Annotated in this window: 14 protein-coding genes; 9 read left to right on the top strand and 5 right to left on the bottom strand. The window is 43.9% G+C overall.

Translation table 11 applies throughout. The features are described 5' to 3' along the window. Positions 1–274: 274 nt before the first annotated feature. A complete protein-coding gene (locus EKG39_RS03070; protein ID WP_126504090.1) occupies positions 275–943 on the top strand; it encodes a cytochrome b/b6 domain-containing protein in 669 nt (222 codons plus the stop codon). Between the two features lie 143 nt (positions 944–1,086). On the opposite strand, the gene EKG39_RS03065 is transcribed toward EKG39_RS03070, so the two are convergent. Beyond that, complete coding sequence (locus tag EKG39_RS03065; RefSeq protein WP_185817523.1) at positions 1,087–1,536, bottom strand: c-type cytochrome; 450 nt, start codon at positions 1,534–1,536, stop codon at positions 1,087–1,089. Between the two features lie 249 nt (positions 1,537–1,785). On the opposite strand from EKG39_RS03065, the gene trpR reads away from it, so the two are divergent. Beyond that, on the top strand, positions 1,786–2,064 hold the full coding sequence (gene trpR / locus EKG39_RS03060) for a trp operon repressor (RefSeq protein ID WP_126504086.1): 279 nt from the start codon (positions 1,786–1,788) through the stop codon (positions 2,062–2,064). 8 nt (positions 2,065–2,072) lie between these two features. Here the strand turns inward: trpR and EKG39_RS03055 are convergent, their stop codons facing one another. From EKG39_RS03055 to EKG39_RS23315, 3 genes are all read right to left on the bottom strand, one after another. Next, positions 2,073–2,459 carry a hypothetical protein gene (locus EKG39_RS03055; protein WP_126504084.1) on the bottom strand — a complete coding sequence of 129 codons (387 nt, stop codon included), beginning with the start codon at positions 2,457–2,459 and terminating at the stop codon, positions 2,073–2,075. A 164-nt stretch (positions 2,460–2,623) separates the two neighbouring features. Beyond that, complete coding sequence (gene slyD, locus EKG39_RS03050; protein WP_126504082.1) at positions 2,624–3,253, bottom strand: peptidylprolyl isomerase; 630 nt, start codon at positions 3,251–3,253, stop codon at positions 2,624–2,626. A gap of 383 nt (positions 3,254–3,636) precedes the next feature. Then, positions 3,637–3,777 (bottom strand): hypothetical protein, encoded by a 141-nt coding sequence (locus EKG39_RS23315; protein WP_185817509.1) that lies wholly within the window; start codon positions 3,775–3,777, stop codon positions 3,637–3,639. Between the two features lie 199 nt (positions 3,778–3,976). Between EKG39_RS23315 and thrA the strand changes: the two genes are divergently transcribed. From thrA to EKG39_RS03030, 4 genes are all read left to right on the top strand, one after another. After that, positions 3,977–6,442 (top strand): bifunctional aspartate kinase/homoserine dehydrogenase I, encoded by a 2,466-nt coding sequence (thrA, locus tag EKG39_RS03045; RefSeq protein ID WP_126504080.1) that lies wholly within the window; start codon positions 3,977–3,979, stop codon positions 6,440–6,442. An 88-nt stretch (positions 6,443–6,530) separates the two neighbouring features. Then, positions 6,531–7,469: a homoserine kinase gene (gene thrB, locus EKG39_RS03040; protein WP_126504078.1), complete on the top strand. Its 939-nt coding sequence runs from the start codon at positions 6,531–6,533 to the stop codon at positions 7,467–7,469. A gap of 74 nt (positions 7,470–7,543) precedes the next feature. Next, positions 7,544–8,824 (top strand): threonine synthase, encoded by a 1,281-nt coding sequence (gene thrC / locus EKG39_RS03035; RefSeq protein ID WP_126504076.1) that lies wholly within the window; start codon positions 7,544–7,546, stop codon positions 8,822–8,824. 550 nt (positions 8,825–9,374) lie between these two features. Then, the gene (locus EKG39_RS03030) at positions 9,375–9,668 is read left to right on the top strand and encodes a hypothetical protein (RefSeq protein WP_126504074.1); all 294 of its coding nucleotides are present in this window, start codon (positions 9,375–9,377) and stop codon (positions 9,666–9,668) included. A 90-nt stretch (positions 9,669–9,758) separates the two neighbouring features. Here EKG39_RS03030 and nfo read toward each other — a convergent pair whose 3' ends face one another. Continuing rightward, a complete protein-coding gene (gene nfo, locus EKG39_RS03025; protein ID WP_126504072.1) occupies positions 9,759–10,616 on the bottom strand; it encodes a deoxyribonuclease IV in 858 nt (285 codons plus the stop codon). 126 nt (positions 10,617–10,742) lie between these two features. On the opposite strand from nfo, the gene EKG39_RS03020 reads away from it, so the two are divergent. From EKG39_RS03020 to EKG39_RS03010, 3 genes are all read left to right on the top strand, one after another. Then, a complete protein-coding gene (locus EKG39_RS03020) occupies positions 10,743–12,809 on the top strand; it encodes an ATP-binding protein (RefSeq protein WP_126504070.1) in 2,067 nt (688 codons plus the stop codon). Positions 12,810–12,901: 92 nt separating this feature from the next. After that, positions 12,902–13,996 carry a response regulator transcription factor gene (locus EKG39_RS03015; RefSeq protein WP_126504068.1) on the top strand — a complete coding sequence of 365 codons (1,095 nt, stop codon included), beginning with the start codon at positions 12,902–12,904 and terminating at the stop codon, positions 13,994–13,996. A gap of 136 nt (positions 13,997–14,132) precedes the next feature. Next, positions 14,133–14,678, top strand: coding sequence for a hemerythrin domain-containing protein (locus EKG39_RS03010; protein WP_126504066.1), 546 nt, complete (start codon positions 14,133–14,135; stop codon positions 14,676–14,678). The last annotated feature ends 14 nt before the right edge of the window (positions 14,679–14,692 follow it).

Here is a 14,692-nt window from a genome sequence, read left to right as displayed (position 1 = left end):
TGTTTCCTTGAATTCAGACTACCAATATCCCCCACGAAAGTCGTGATCTAAATCACGTTTTTTTAGCTGTTTTAACCCGTTCGCTTTTTATTTGATCACTTAAGCAATTTTCGAAAATAACTCGGATAAAACGCTTGAAAAGGAACTTAAACAGGCTCATATTCGAATAGATAACTTTAGTTACTTTTTATATTTGCCTCACAAAACTGCTTCAAATATCATCAACCACACTATTCATAAACGTCGTTCATCGAATTTCAATTCAGGTCAGAAAATGCAAACAAAAATAAAAGTCTGGGATCTCCCTGTTAGGATCTTTCACTGGGGAATGATAGCCCTGTTAGGCGGGCTTTGGTGGACCGCCGATGCAGGAGAGATGGAGTGGCATCAGGTGCTGGCCTATTGCCTTATGGTTTTCATTATTTTTCGTTTGGTGTGGGGCATCGTTGGTAGCGATACCGCTCGCTTCAGTCAATTTATAAAACACCCTAAAACCGTCTTAGGCTATGTAAAGTATACTAAGCATCAAGGCGTATCGGCGAGCATAGGTCATAATCCATTGGGCGGGTATATGGTACTGGCACTGATTGCTTTAGTGACAATGCAACTCTCAACCGGACTGTTTTCTACCGATGAAATTTTCACAGAAGGGCCTTTGTATTCATTTGTTTCCAGCGAAACCGGTGCCTCGATGAGTTGGCTACATAAAAAAATCTTTTATGTCATGCTCGGTTTTGCGGCAGTTCACGTCTTAGCTGTGATTTTTCATGGTGTGAAAGGGGACAAGCTTGTGCGCCCTATGCTTAGTGGTTATAAGCAGATGCCGGGGAAGCTGGATGTAGAATTAACGTTTAAACCGTTACTGATGGCTCTGGTCTTGTTGATGGCCGTAGGCGGGGTGGTAACTAACTATTTGATCTGGCCGATAATCGAGATGCTTTAGCCATGAGCTACGGCGTTCCATGTAGGAGCGGCTTTAGCCGCGAATGCTTTTTCGGGCTGCGAGCTACGAGCAACGGGCTTCTAGCCCTTTGCCCGTAGCAGGTAGCTTTCACTGCTCAGTCTTGAGTGGAGTTTAATTCGAATTTAGTCTTTCTTATACACGTCGTGACAGCCTTTACAGTTCTTAGCCGTTTTCATAAAGGCTTGTTTCAGTGCTTTCTTATCGTCCGACTTAGCGGCAATGGCGAGAGCGGCTGAATCTTGCTGAAGTTGTTTCATCTTGGCATCAAAATCAGACTTTTCAGCCCAAATCTTTGCAAGGGCTCCCGTTTCCCCTTTATCAGAGCCTGAAATGAAGCCTTCTAAGGGGAGCTTAGATAATGCTGCTACATTCTCGGCGCGAAGGTTGAAGGCTTGAGCATCGAAAGGCTTCTTTCCTTTTAACATGGCACCCATGTCACCAAAGTTATATGCCAACAGACTAAATGCAGATTGACGATAGTGAATGGCATCATCGGCTTCTTTGAAATTGTTTGCTTGTGCTGTAGTGGCCAAAACAGAGCCTGCGATGCAGACTAAAATGGATTTTTTCAGGTTGCTTTTCATTATATTGCTCTCACGTTTTCTTATGGTTATGTGACATTGCTCCACTATTGTATTCTTTTTCTATATAGATATACCATCCTAATTTTCAGTCGTTTACATGTAAAGATGCAACAAATTATGACTGTTTATTTGTCTGGCGTTTACTTCAAAATTGGCTGAAACAGAGGTAAATGGTTTGGATTCTCTTAGAATATTGGTAAACTCCGTGTAATGCTATGCCAGTACATTGGAGTGAGAATGAGAGCTGAATGGGGACTTGTGTTAGAGAAAGTGGTGAATCACCATGATCACAACGCATTGCTGGAACTGTTTGAATTATTACTGACAGAAGATGAGCGCAGTGCTATTGCTGGTCGGTTGAAGGTTTTTCAGGCATTGCTTGAAGGGGAGATGAGTCAGCGTCAGATAGCTTGCGAATTTCAAATCAGTATTGCGACCATTACGCGCTGCTCAAATTATCTGAAACATATGTCAGCTGAGCAGCGAGAAAAGATTAAACATCTGATATTAGAGTAAGTTAATGGTTAAATGTTAGGGTAACTTTGTGAGTTAGAAATGCTATGACGTCTGTTTGAGGAGCGTTGAACTAAAATGTAAAGGGAGTAAAGCATTAAACACGTTCCGAACATTGCGCCAAACTTAGTTGGATATAGTTTAAATACCAGTGTCGCTGTGAATAGATAGATAAAGGGAACAAAATTATAGAGCGAGGCGGGGAGTTTGCCTGCCTTACGTTTTCGAAGTGGATCCGTACGTCTGTTTTGTGAGCGCATATCGTAGATTTTTGCACCTAGTGCAAATACGATAATTGCAAAGAAGATTGCCACTTTCTGTTCCAGCATCAATATACTGGCAGTGCCAATGGAGATATAGCTAAAGGGTAGGGCTTCATAAACTGATTTGGCGATCATAAACATTCCTTTGTCTGAATCACTGCGATCCATCGCGAATAAACATTAGCGGATTATAGATGAAAAAAAGCCCATAACACTATTTTTAGTGTTATGGGCTTAGATTGATTTAATATGAGTTGGTACTAAATAATAACCGTCTCATCTAAATCTGATTTGACGAGTTAGTGCCTGCAGCCGCAACCACCATTACCGTCACAGCCTTCTTTAGCTGGCTCATCATGCTTGTCGCTGCAGCAGCCACCTTCATGGCTATGTTCATGGTCAGAACCGCCACAACAACCGCCTTCATGACTGTGCTCGTGACCACCTTCTGATCCGCAACCACCATGTGCATGGATATGACCGTGGGCGATCTCTTCAGCCGTAGCTTCACGAACATCAAGAACTTCAACGTTAAAGGTTAGCGATTGACCGGCTAATGGATGGTTACCATCGACAACTACAATATCATCTTTCACTTCTTTAACTTGAACCGGGCGTTGGCCCATTTCAGTTTCTGCGATAAAGCGCATACCAGGAACGATATCCTGAATATCACCGAATGCACTCAATGGCACTTCTTGCTTTAAACCATCATGATATGGGCCATAGCCATTTTCAGCGCTAACAGACACCTCAAGTTTATCACCGGCAACCTTGCCTTCAAGTTGAGACTCAAGGCCTGGGATCATGTTTTCTGCCCCATGCAGGTAGAGCATTGGCTCGCCTTCAAAAGAGTCTTCGATCAATTCGCCTTTTGCGTTTGATAAACGGTAGTGAATGCTTACAGCACTGTGTTGAGTGATTTTCATGTCGCCTCCAATTCAGAATGTGCGCGCATTCTATCTTGCTTTTTAATTGTTGGCGATGATTTGCATCAGCTTATGCGGTCGAGTTCACCTTAGATTACTCATTTTTTCCTGCATCGGAGAGAGACAGATTTTTATCTAGCAGAATATTTAAGTGGCTCACTCGAATATTTAGTCAAAACTTATGCGGTAGAGTCCGTCTGTTTTTGTAGATGATAATAAGTAAAACATCTATTTTGCTATGTTGGTGGGGACATAGTCGTGAACACGATTTTTTATCATTTCTGTGTTGTTTTACTTTTGTTTGTTAAGAAAAAACCTATTATCTAATAGCTGGTTACATACAATGCTTACGTTTACGTAATCTGTGGTGTTGTCAAGCTAACTTATTCGATATCTGCAATATTGCCTGCTGATAATTCCTCACCTGTGAATAAGGTGCTGCGATGATACGAACTGAGTTTTTTTAAAAGATTTGCGAATAAGGGGTTGACATCAGCCCAAGAAAAAAGCAATTCTGTATCCATCGAATTTTAAACTCTTTTGGATTAAGTGATTTTCAAATGCATTGCCTGAATACAGTTGTAACCACCATTATTACAACCACCACGATTATATTCGTGGGGGCAGGCTGAACACACTCTGAAAGAATGTAAATAATAGCCCGCTCCCATAACAAGGAGCGGGCTTTTTTGTTTCTTAGGTAGCGTGGTACAAGGAGATAGTATGAAAGTAATGAAGTTTGGCGGTACCTCGCTGGCAAATTGGCAACGATTTAATACGGCTGCAGACATCGTGGTCGATACCGCTAAGAGCGAGCCAGTTGCCGTTGTTTTGTCGGCACCGGCGACGGTAACCAATGGTTTGCTTGAGATGGTCGATGTTGCAGTTAGCGGCGGCAATTTCAAACCTGTCTTATCGGGTGTTGAACAGGTGTTCAGTTCCTTGTACCAGAATGCCTCCTCAGTTTTGCAATCCCAACAGTTAGCTCCTTTAATGGAGCGTTTATCTCAGCAACTTAGCTTCTGGGAAAACAAATTACTCGGTATCAGTCTTTTAAAGGAATGTCCCGATTTCGTGCGCGCCGAAATTCTTGTTGGTGGAGAAAAGCTCTCCGCAGCCCTTATGGCGCAATTAATGGTTGCTAAAGGTCTCAGCTCTAAAGTTTTTGAACCACACTCTCTGTTTCTTGCTTCGGGTGACCCATTAGAATCCGTGGTCGATATAGAGTCGAGCAAGGCCCGCTTCAATCGAGTAGCACTGGATGAATATCGTGTCTGGGTTATGCCGGGCTTTACTGCCGGTGATAAAGAAGGGCGCACGGTCACACTTGGAAGGAATGGTTCAGATTACTCTGCTGCGGTATTGTCGGCATGCCTGGATGCCAGTTGTTGTGAAATCTGGACCGACGTTGACGGAGTCTATAATACCGATCCCCGAGTCGTTACCGATGCGAAATTACTCTCTCAGTTAAGTTACCAGGAGGCGATGGAGCTTTCATATTTTGGTGCAAAGGTATTGCATCCAAAAACTATCTCACCTATCGCTCAGTACCATATCCCATGCTATATCAGAAATAGCTTTAACCCAAAGGCCCCCGGAACACTTGTTTCTAATGAAGCCGATGAAAGTGGCTTGAATGTAAAGGCTATCTCGAATTTAGATGAGCAAACCATGTTTGATATTTCGGGGCCCGGAATGAAAGGCATGGTGGGCATGGCGAGCCGTACTCTCGGCGCCATCTCGCGTTCGGGGATCTCCATCTCTCTAATTACTCAAAGCTCCTCTGAATATAGCATTAGCTTTTGTGTGGCGACTCAAGATGCCGCTAAGGCAAAAGAATCTCTGGAGCTGGAGTTCGAGCTGGAATTAAAAAGTGAAATTCTTGAACCAATAGAGATGAGACATGAATTAGCCATCGTCTCGTTAATTGGGGATGGGATGCGGACTCATAAAGGGGTTGCGGGTAAGTTTTTCCAGGCATTGGCTCAAGCGACAGTTAATATCGTGGCTATCGCTCAGGGATCCTCCGAACGTTCAATATCGACGGTTATCGAACAGCGAAAAACTAAGCATGCGATCTCAGCCTGTCATCAAAGCTTTTTCGATGTTCAACATTATCTCGACGTGTTCTTAGTTGGCTGCGGCAATGTTGGTGCCGGTCTACTCGAACAGATAAAGCAGCAGGCTGAAATGCTGAAACAGCAACACATCACCATTCGTGTGTGTGGTATTGCTAACTCCAGGCATATGCTGCTCGATGCCAAAGGCGTCGATCTCAGTGGCTGGCAGAGCCTGTTGTCAGATTGTCAGGCCGAGTGTGACTTGGACCTGATGCTTAAGTGGGCTAAAGAACAGCAACTGCTCAATCCTGTGTTGGTTGATTGTACCTCCAGTGAGTATGTATCGGATAAATATTTAGATGTGATGAATGCCGGTTTGCATGTCGTCACACCCAATAAAAAAGCGAATACCCGCGATATCGAATATTACCGCGCATTACGCGCAACGGCTCTGAAACAACGTAGACAGTTCCTTTACGAAACAACCGTTGGAGCCGGCTTACCTGTGATCGATAATTTGAAAAAATTATTGTTTGCCGGGGATAAGTTACTAAAATTCAATGGTATCTTATCCGGTTCGCTCTCTTATATATTCGGCATGCTCGATGAGGGGATGACACTTTCACAAGCGACAGCTATTGCCAGAGATAAGTGTTTTACTGAGCCCGATCCTCGCGATGATTTAAGTGGTATGGATGTCGCGAGAAAGGTGCTTATTCTGGCCCGTGAAGTAGGCTTAGATTTAGAGCTAAATGATATTAACATCGAGTCTGTGTTACCAGATTCATTTGATGCAGATGGTGATGTTGAGACTTTCATGGGTAACCTGCCAAAGCTTGATCAGCAGATCGCTCTCTGGGTAGAGAAAGCCCGCAGTGAAGGAAAAGTCCTTAGATATGTGGGGCAGATCGATGATGATGGCTGCCGCGTTAAAATAGCTGAAGTCGATGCAAGCGACCCACTTTATAGTGTTAAAGGTGGAGAGAACGCACTGGCATTTTATAGCCGTTACTATCAGCCGATCCCCTTTGTGCTTAGGGGCTATGGTGCAGGAACCGATGTTACCGCTGCGGGCGCCTTTGCCGATCTGCTCAGGACATTAAACTGGACACGGGAGATGAGCTCATGAGTCTGACTGTGTATGTTCCGGCTTCTATGGGGAATGCTTGTGTGCTCGGGTTTAATCTGCTCCAAGGTGAAGTCGTCGAGGTGTCGTTATGAGTTTAACTGTATATGCTCCAGCCTCTATGGGTAATGTCGGCGTTGGGTTTGATCTACTCGGTGCTGCACTGGCTCCAATCGATGGCAGCCTGCTCGGCGATCGAGTCAGTATCTGCGACGCCGATAAGGGGATCAATCTGTCTCTTGCCGGTCGCTGGGCTGAGAAGCTACCGCAAGATCCGCAAGAGAATATTGTTTATCAATGTGCGGAGTTCTTTCTCGAGCAGCTGGGCAGAGAGGAGGGGCTTTTACTCACATTAGAGAAAAACCTTCCCGTAGGCAGTGGCTTAGGCTCGAGTGCTAGCTCCGTCGTAGCGGCTCTGTATGCGTTAAATGAACATTTTTCTCACCCTTATAATGAGCAAGATTTACTGAGGTTGATGGGGAAGTTCGAGGGCAAGATTAGCGGCTCTGTTCATTATGATAATGTCGCGCCATGTTTCTTAGGTGGGATGCAGTTGATGTTAGATACCCCTGAGAAAGTTTGTGATGACATTCCGACATTTGAGAACTGGTATTGGGTTGTTGCCTATCCGGGGATCTCACTCTCGACCGCCAAAATGCGTGAGTTATTACCGAGTCAATATGATAAGTCTGTGGCAATCGATTTTGGCCGTTATCTCAGTGCATTTGTTCATGCGTCATACCGTCAAGATCCCACTATGGCGATCTCGGTGTTGAAAGATGTATTGGCCGAACCCTATCGAGCATCGGCTATTCCCGGTTATGAAGATTCAAGAGCTGCACTCGCGAAGATAGGCATGCTAACGACCGGAATTTCCGGTAGTGGTCCCACTCTGTTTTCTGTCACGGACAGCTTAGACAAGGCCAACAAAGCGCAAGAATGGCTGGACCAGAATTACTTAGAGCAAGGGGGCTTTTCCCATATCTGCCGAATAGATGCCCAAGGCGCCCGTACAACGGAAGATATCTAGTTATTCGAACATGTATGCCAACTGCTCATTGCTCTCTGAATTAAAGATTTGAATTTTAAAAAGGTATTAGAATCATGGAACTGTATAACCTAAAGCACCCACAGCAGGTGGTGAATTTTACCCAAGCCTTGAAGTTAGGCCTGGGGAAAGACAGAGGGCTTTTTTTTCCGAAGCAGATCCCGGTTTTGGATGATGTTGAAGCCCTTTTAGCCTTGCCTTTTGTTGAACGATGCAAAAAGATACTCGGCGCCTGGTTATCATCTGAGCTTGGTCAGGATAAGGTAGACACCCTGGTTGAGAAAGCCTTTAATTTTCAGCTTTCTCTCGCTAAAGCCGATGATAAACGGCATTGTTTAGAGTTATTTCATGGTCCAACATTAGCATTTAAAGATTTTGGCGCACGATTTATGGCGCAGTGTCTGAACGAACTCGCTTCAGATGAAAAAATTAGTATTTTAACTGCAACCTCCGGTGATACCGGGGCTGCCGTTGCCGACGCATTCTTTGGTTTGGATAACATCCAAGTCGTGGTTCTGTATCCTAAAGGTAAGATTAGTTTGCTGCAGGAAAAGATGTTTACGACCCTGGGTGACAACATACACACGGTATCGGTTGAGTCAGACTTTGATGCTTGTCAGGACTTAGTTAAGCGAGCGTTCGAAGATAGCGATGTTCGGGACGGCTTGCATCTGAACTCGGCTAACTCCATCAATATTAGTCGCCTGCTTGCCCAGATCTGTTATTACTTTGAGGCTGTAGCTCAATTTAAACGTGAGCATAATCAAGAGCCTGTGATTGCCGTTCCCAGTGGTAACTTTGGTAATTTAACTGCGGGATTGTTTGCCAAAGCGATGGGATTACCCGTTAAACGCTTTGTTGCCGCCACAAACAGCAATGATACTGTGCCGCGTTATTTAGACCAGGGTGATTGGCTTCCTCATGCAACCGTTGCAACCATGTCTAATGCTATGGATGTCGCTGAGCCAAGTAACTGGCCAAGAGTGGAAGCGATAGTCGATGCCATGGGTTGGTCTCTATCGGATATCTCCGGTGTCGCTTTATCCGAGTCGGATACCTCTGAGGCGCTCAAAGAGTTAAATCGTGCAGGCTATCTTTCTGAGCCTCATGCAGCCATTGCGGCTCAAGCGTTAACCTTGACTATGTCCGACGATGAGAGAGGTATATTCCTGGGGACGGCTCACCCTGCTAAGTTTAAAGAGGTGGTTGAAAGCGAGCTAAACATTGAGGTGCCACTTCCTCCGGCTTTAGCTGCTGTCGCTGACAAAGAGATATTATCAGTAACATTAGAGGCTAATTTTACAGAGTTAAAATCTCATCTGTTTAAGGTGCTCTAGGTTTTAGCAGGATGAGGTTTTATGGGACGATCTAAAGAGTATCAGCCTCTTTTTCGTCCCATATACCCAAACGACCTGGAAATGCTCGTTTCAGAGGCCTTGCGCGAGTTCAATTCTAGGCGCACTGGCGTAGGAATGGTCATCCCATTTTAAGCTACTGCAACAACGAAGTGGGCTCGTGCAATGCCTTCGTTGATGGGTTTTAATGTGATTTATTCTGCGTTATTGATTTTGCTAAGGGAACAACTATTACCTGCAATCAATGCCTTGCCTAAAGCGCATTAAATTCCCACTGAATCCTTCATTTCCAAGTGGCTTGGGTATATAACAAGTTGTAGGCGCTGAGATGAGTGTTGGTTATTCTGTTGCTGCTTGCCGACGGTTTGCGGGTTTGTTAATAAGATTAGCTAAGTGTTTCGCTTGCCAGGCTTCTCTTAATCTGTGTAACGGAATGTAATTCGCAATTAGCCTTCGCTGTGATCTGTCTCACGATCTTGAATTGTTAATTTTTATATCTTTTCCCCCGGTTTTTCTGACAGGTTCCAAAAGGGTGTTAAGACTTTTAATTGCTTTACTTTGTTGTTGTACGCTGAGTGCTTGCGTATCAAGCGATGAGCCTCAACTTTACCATCGAATAAATGAAGCCTATGACTTTGAAGTGACTCATTGTGATAGCTTTGCCATGGTTACAGGAATTGGCAGGGGAGAGTTTGCATTGAGAGATGCTAAGCTCAATGCAAAGAAACATGGTGAAGAGCTTAATGGAACGCATATCGTTTGGTCGCAAGTCGATCATGGCGATCCGACCAGGGTGGTAGCAGTTATCTATAAGTGTTTGCAGTAGAGCGACTCAAAAAGAATAAAGAGACTGTCGCATATTGTTGGTTGTTTTAAGCACTGTAGCCATTACAGTGCTTTAGTTGATTTACATTTGTCAGCGTTCATCGCTCAAACTACGTAGCCAGTTTATCTCATCTTCCCAAATATCTGAGTTGATAGTCTCTAATACCATAGGGATATTTTTTGTTGCCTCAAGGTTCATTAAGAAGCTGAATGCCTCTTTACCTATATGGCCAAGCCCGAGAGATTCATGCCTGTCGACCCGACTATTTAACGGGGTTTTACTGTCGTTTAAATGCATGGCTTTGAGGTATTGATTACCCACTATGCGGTCAAATAATTCAAAGCTTTCATGACAGGCAGCTTTTGTTGTCAAATCGTACCCCGCTGCAAACATGTGGCAGGTATCTATGCATATACCAACACGAGACTTATCCTCTACACCATCAATAATCCGGGCCAGTTGTTCGAAGCTATGACCTAAATTAGAACCTTGTCCCGCTGTATTTTCAATGACAGCGGTAACACCTGTCGAACGCTCCAACGCCATATTTATCGACTGACTTATCCTCGTTAAGCATTCATCGATCTCTATTTTTCTCAGATGACTACCTGGATGAAAATTGAGTAAGGATAACCCCAATTGTTCACAGCGATCCATCTCATCAAAGAAGGCCTGCCTCGATTTATCCAGCTGAATATTGTCCGGATGACCAAGATTTATCAGGTAGCTGTCGTGGGGCAATATTGCATTAGCGGGAATATTAGCCTGTCTGCAGTTTTCCTTAAATTTTTCTATATTTTCTTGAGCCAGTGGGGAGGCTTGCCAGCGGCGCTGATTCTTAGTGAAAAGTGCAAATGCATTAGCGCCTATCTTATTTGCATTGATGGGGGCATTCTCAATTCCACCAGCTGCACTGACATGGGCACCTATCCATCTTGAAGATGTCATCTTCTACTGCTCCTCTCAATTGAGTTTAAATTTAGTTACAAGCTTTATGCCGAATAATGTCGCGAAATAGCCAAGCTAAACTATGCTATTAACAACCACTTAATTTGGATGATTGGTGAATAATCAATGGACACAAGGACAACTGGAACGGACTCTACAGTGTTTAATGAATTCTCTCAAACTGATTTCAACACCTTTTGGCCCCGGCTACTCGCTGAGCTTGGTAAGTTGCAAGCCAGCTTTATCAACGGCGAAGATATTCTATTACCACTATGCAGAATTTTGGCCGATGTAAGTCAATCTCAAGCGGTATTGATTGTTCCTAAGAATTGTCTCGATTTTGATGATATGCCTGCTTCATCAACCTGTTGGTGTCGTGATCCTGTTCGATACCTCACACTATGGAAAGAAGCAAAAGATTGGCCATTTGCAAGCCAGAAGCCCATAGTTCACCGTTGGCAATCATTTATCGTGTGGCCTGCGAAGGATGTCAATATTCAGATCTTCTTTCATTCATCGAGCGAGCTTTGGTTGTCATTCCTTATCGACTCAAGTGATCTCTTGTCCGATATTATTATGGGCATGCTTGTTCAGCAAACTGTTGACTGGCAGGAGAGAGCGAAGAGTCGTGTCGTGCAATCGATAGACAGTGAGATGTTCCAATCCATAGTGAGCAATAGTGAAGACCTTATCCTTGTAGCCAGTCGCTCCTCATTTGGTGTTCCCAGCATTATGTACGCTAACGCAGCCGCTACAAGTATCAGCCACTACCCTCGAACTCAACTTATTGGCAAGCCCATAACCCTGCTTTTTGAAAATCAAGTTTCCAAGGATGGTATGTCGAGCGGATATGATGAGGGCGAGCTGCTACATGCGATCAATACGAGAACAGAGTTCGATGGAGAGTTGATATGTACTAAGGCTGATAAAGAAACTGCCTTACTGCACATGCACCTCGTTGCGCTTGAAGAGCGCAGTGAACACGGCAGTTTATTCGCACTCGTCGGCCGGGACATCACAGAGCAGAAGCAGTTGCAGCAGTTGATGGCGAGAACGCAGAAGATGCAGGCAATGGGGCAGTTGGTTGGAGGTATTGCTCATGATTTCAATAATATTCTGGGGGTATTAAAAGGCAATCTTGAATTGATGTCACTTAAGAGTAGCGGTGATAAGGTCGAACGTTATCTGGGAACAGCGTTTAAAGCATGTCAAAGGGGGACTGATCTTACCCGGCGTCTATTGCAGTTTTCAAGACAGGAGCAGTTTAGTGCTCAGGCTTGTGAGGTAAATGATGTTATTGAAGGGCTTGAGGAGCTACTCGGCAAGTCGTTAACGACACAAATTGAACTAATCACCGAGGTGAAACCTGATCTTGGCAATATCTATGTCGATAGGGGAGATCTGGAGGATGCTCTGATTAATTTGGTGCTAAATGCGAAGGACTCTATGTCTGGAGAGGGGCAGATCACCATAAGAACCAATAAGTCATACCTCAGCGGTCTCTTACCTGGCATTACCGGCAGGCCACATGTGGAGTCGGGTGAGTATATCACTATCTCTGTTATCGACTCTGGTAGCGGTATCCAGGCAGCATTGTTAGAGAAAATCTTTGAACCATTTTTCACGACTAAAGATAAGAGTAAAGGGACTGGATTAGGCCTCTCTATGGTCTATGGCTTCGTGAAACGTTCTAAGGGTTATATGAGTGTCATTAAATCTGACTCGCAAGGGACAGAGTTCAGGCTTTGGTTTCCAGTGGCTAAGAAGCTGGCTCGTCAGGAAATAGTGTCAGATGAAAAGGGGGGGATTCCGACAGTAACAAATAAATTAAAAGTGCTCATTGTTGATGATGAAGAGGAGTTATTAACCGTCCTGACTGATTATTGTGAGTTACTTGGAATGGATGTTGAAGCCTATGCAGATCCGGTTGCTGTGAGAGAAAAGTATAAGGAGGGTTTAAATGGTATTGAGCTTCTTATTACCGATGTGTTGATGCCCGGTGGAATAAATGGCTATGAATTAGCCAATGACCTGTCATCGAAGGAGCCTATCTCAGTATTGCTAATCTCAGGTTTTATCGGTGATATAGGCATCACTAACAATGCACAGATGCCTTATAAAGTACTACATAAGCCATTCGAGTTAGACGAGCTGGTTACTGCACTGCAACAGGTTGGGATCCGTTTTTCGTAGGCATATGACTCAGTGTTAACCATTTGAGCCTTGTAGGCCGAGCATACTAACTAAGCGAAACCGTAACGTATTTTTGCAAGGAGAGATCTAGCATGGAAGAGATATTAGTTTGGGTTGTAGACGATGATGAGGACTATTGCGATCTTATCAAGGAGGTGATCAATGGTGATTACCGGGTTCAGGTATTTAATGACGCCTTCTCCTATCGCGAAGCTTTAGAGTCGACTACACCGGATCTTGTATTGATGGATATTAACCTACCCGATATAAGCGGTATCGAACTCTGTCAGGAACTGACCGCGTCGGGTAAAGATACGGCGGTAATATTTGTGTCTGGCATGAATACTCTGGAGGAGCGTCTCAGAGCTTATGATGCCAGTGCAGTGGATTTCATTGCTAAACCTTTTGAGCTGAAGGAGCTGGTGGCTAAAGTTCAGGCTGTTGCATCATATCAGACAAAAAAGCGCTGCTTGGTGCAGGCTGAAACCATGTCACGAAATATGGCATTTCAATCCATGACGGAGTCGTCACAATATGGTGCTGTGTTGCAGTTTTTCAGGCAGTGCTTCCTGTGTAATGATTATCAGAGTCTGGCGGATGCCTTTTTTGATTTGATGCAGCAACTTAACTTAAATACCTGTTTGGAGATCAGAGATGCCCAAGTGCATTATTTTGCTCCATCACATGGGGAGATCAGCCCCATAGAAGCCAACATTCTTGAACTTCTGGATAAACATGGACGCTTATATGACTTTGGCTGCAGGACTATCTGTAATGACAAGCATGTCTCTTTCCTGATAAAGAATATGCCACTGGATGATGAGGTCTTATATGGCAGGTTAAGGGATATCATTGCCGTTATTGTAGAGGGGCTTGAGGCGCGGGTGTTGGATATTGGACGACAGCAGACTTTGAAGCATGTCTTTATGGAGATCCAGGGGCTACTGGGGAATATCAGTGGTGCAATTTTAGAGCATGATGAGAAGTTCAGTGCGGCTCTTACTGGAATGACTGCGGAGATCCGAACCAGTTTTCATGTACTAGACATGACTGAGGAGCAGGAGGATTACTTTGCGTCTATGGTTGAAAGAAACTTAAAAGAGGCTAATTCGGCGGGTGAGGCTTTTTATCGCCTACAGGGGTCGTTGAACACGGTTAAAAGTGTTGTTGAATCCAGCGTTTCTTAAGGGCTACTTTCTTGATTTAGTTTTATTTCAGTTGATCTTAGTCACATCCATTTAACAATAGTCTTTGATATATTGGGTATTATTTCATCTATTTACTAATATTGTATGTAACGATGTTCTTGATATGGAGACAACTATGCTTGCAAGGCTGAACAGTGATCATAAGCACATTGCCATTTTGCTAAATGTTTTAAAGGTTAAATATAGGAAGTTAGCCGAAGGTGAGGCTGTCAACTTTAACCTTATCAGGGATGTCGTTGAGTATATGCAAAGTTACGCCGAGCATAGCCATCATCCTTTAGAAGATATTATCTATAACTACTATCTGAAAAAAGTTTCACAAGAGGATAGCCCAAACAAATTAGCGGAAGAACATCATCAATTGATCGATGCTTCGGCATCTCTGATGACGACACTGAACTTGATTTTAAGTGATGTGGTTGTGTCCAGAGAGCAACTCGTGGTTGACCTGAAAGAGTATGTTGCATTGCAAGAGCAACATATGAATTATGAAGATACTATAATCTTTCCACTTTTGGCCAAGGAGATGGACAAAAAGGATTGGGGAAATGTTCAGGATCTGTGTTCATTAAAGCTTATCGACGATCCTTTGTTCAGCGATAATGATAATGTACTATTTGAAGAGCTTAGAGATTATATTACGGATGATGAGACCTTTTAAAGGGAGTGATTTTC

The sequence above is a fragment of the Shewanella atlantica genome, from assembly GCF_003966265.1.
Classification (GTDB): domain Bacteria; phylum Pseudomonadota; class Gammaproteobacteria; order Enterobacterales; family Shewanellaceae; genus Shewanella; species Shewanella atlantica.
The sequence above is the reverse complement of the archived record's forward strand: the minus strand, read 5'-3'. Positions and strand labels throughout refer to the sequence as shown.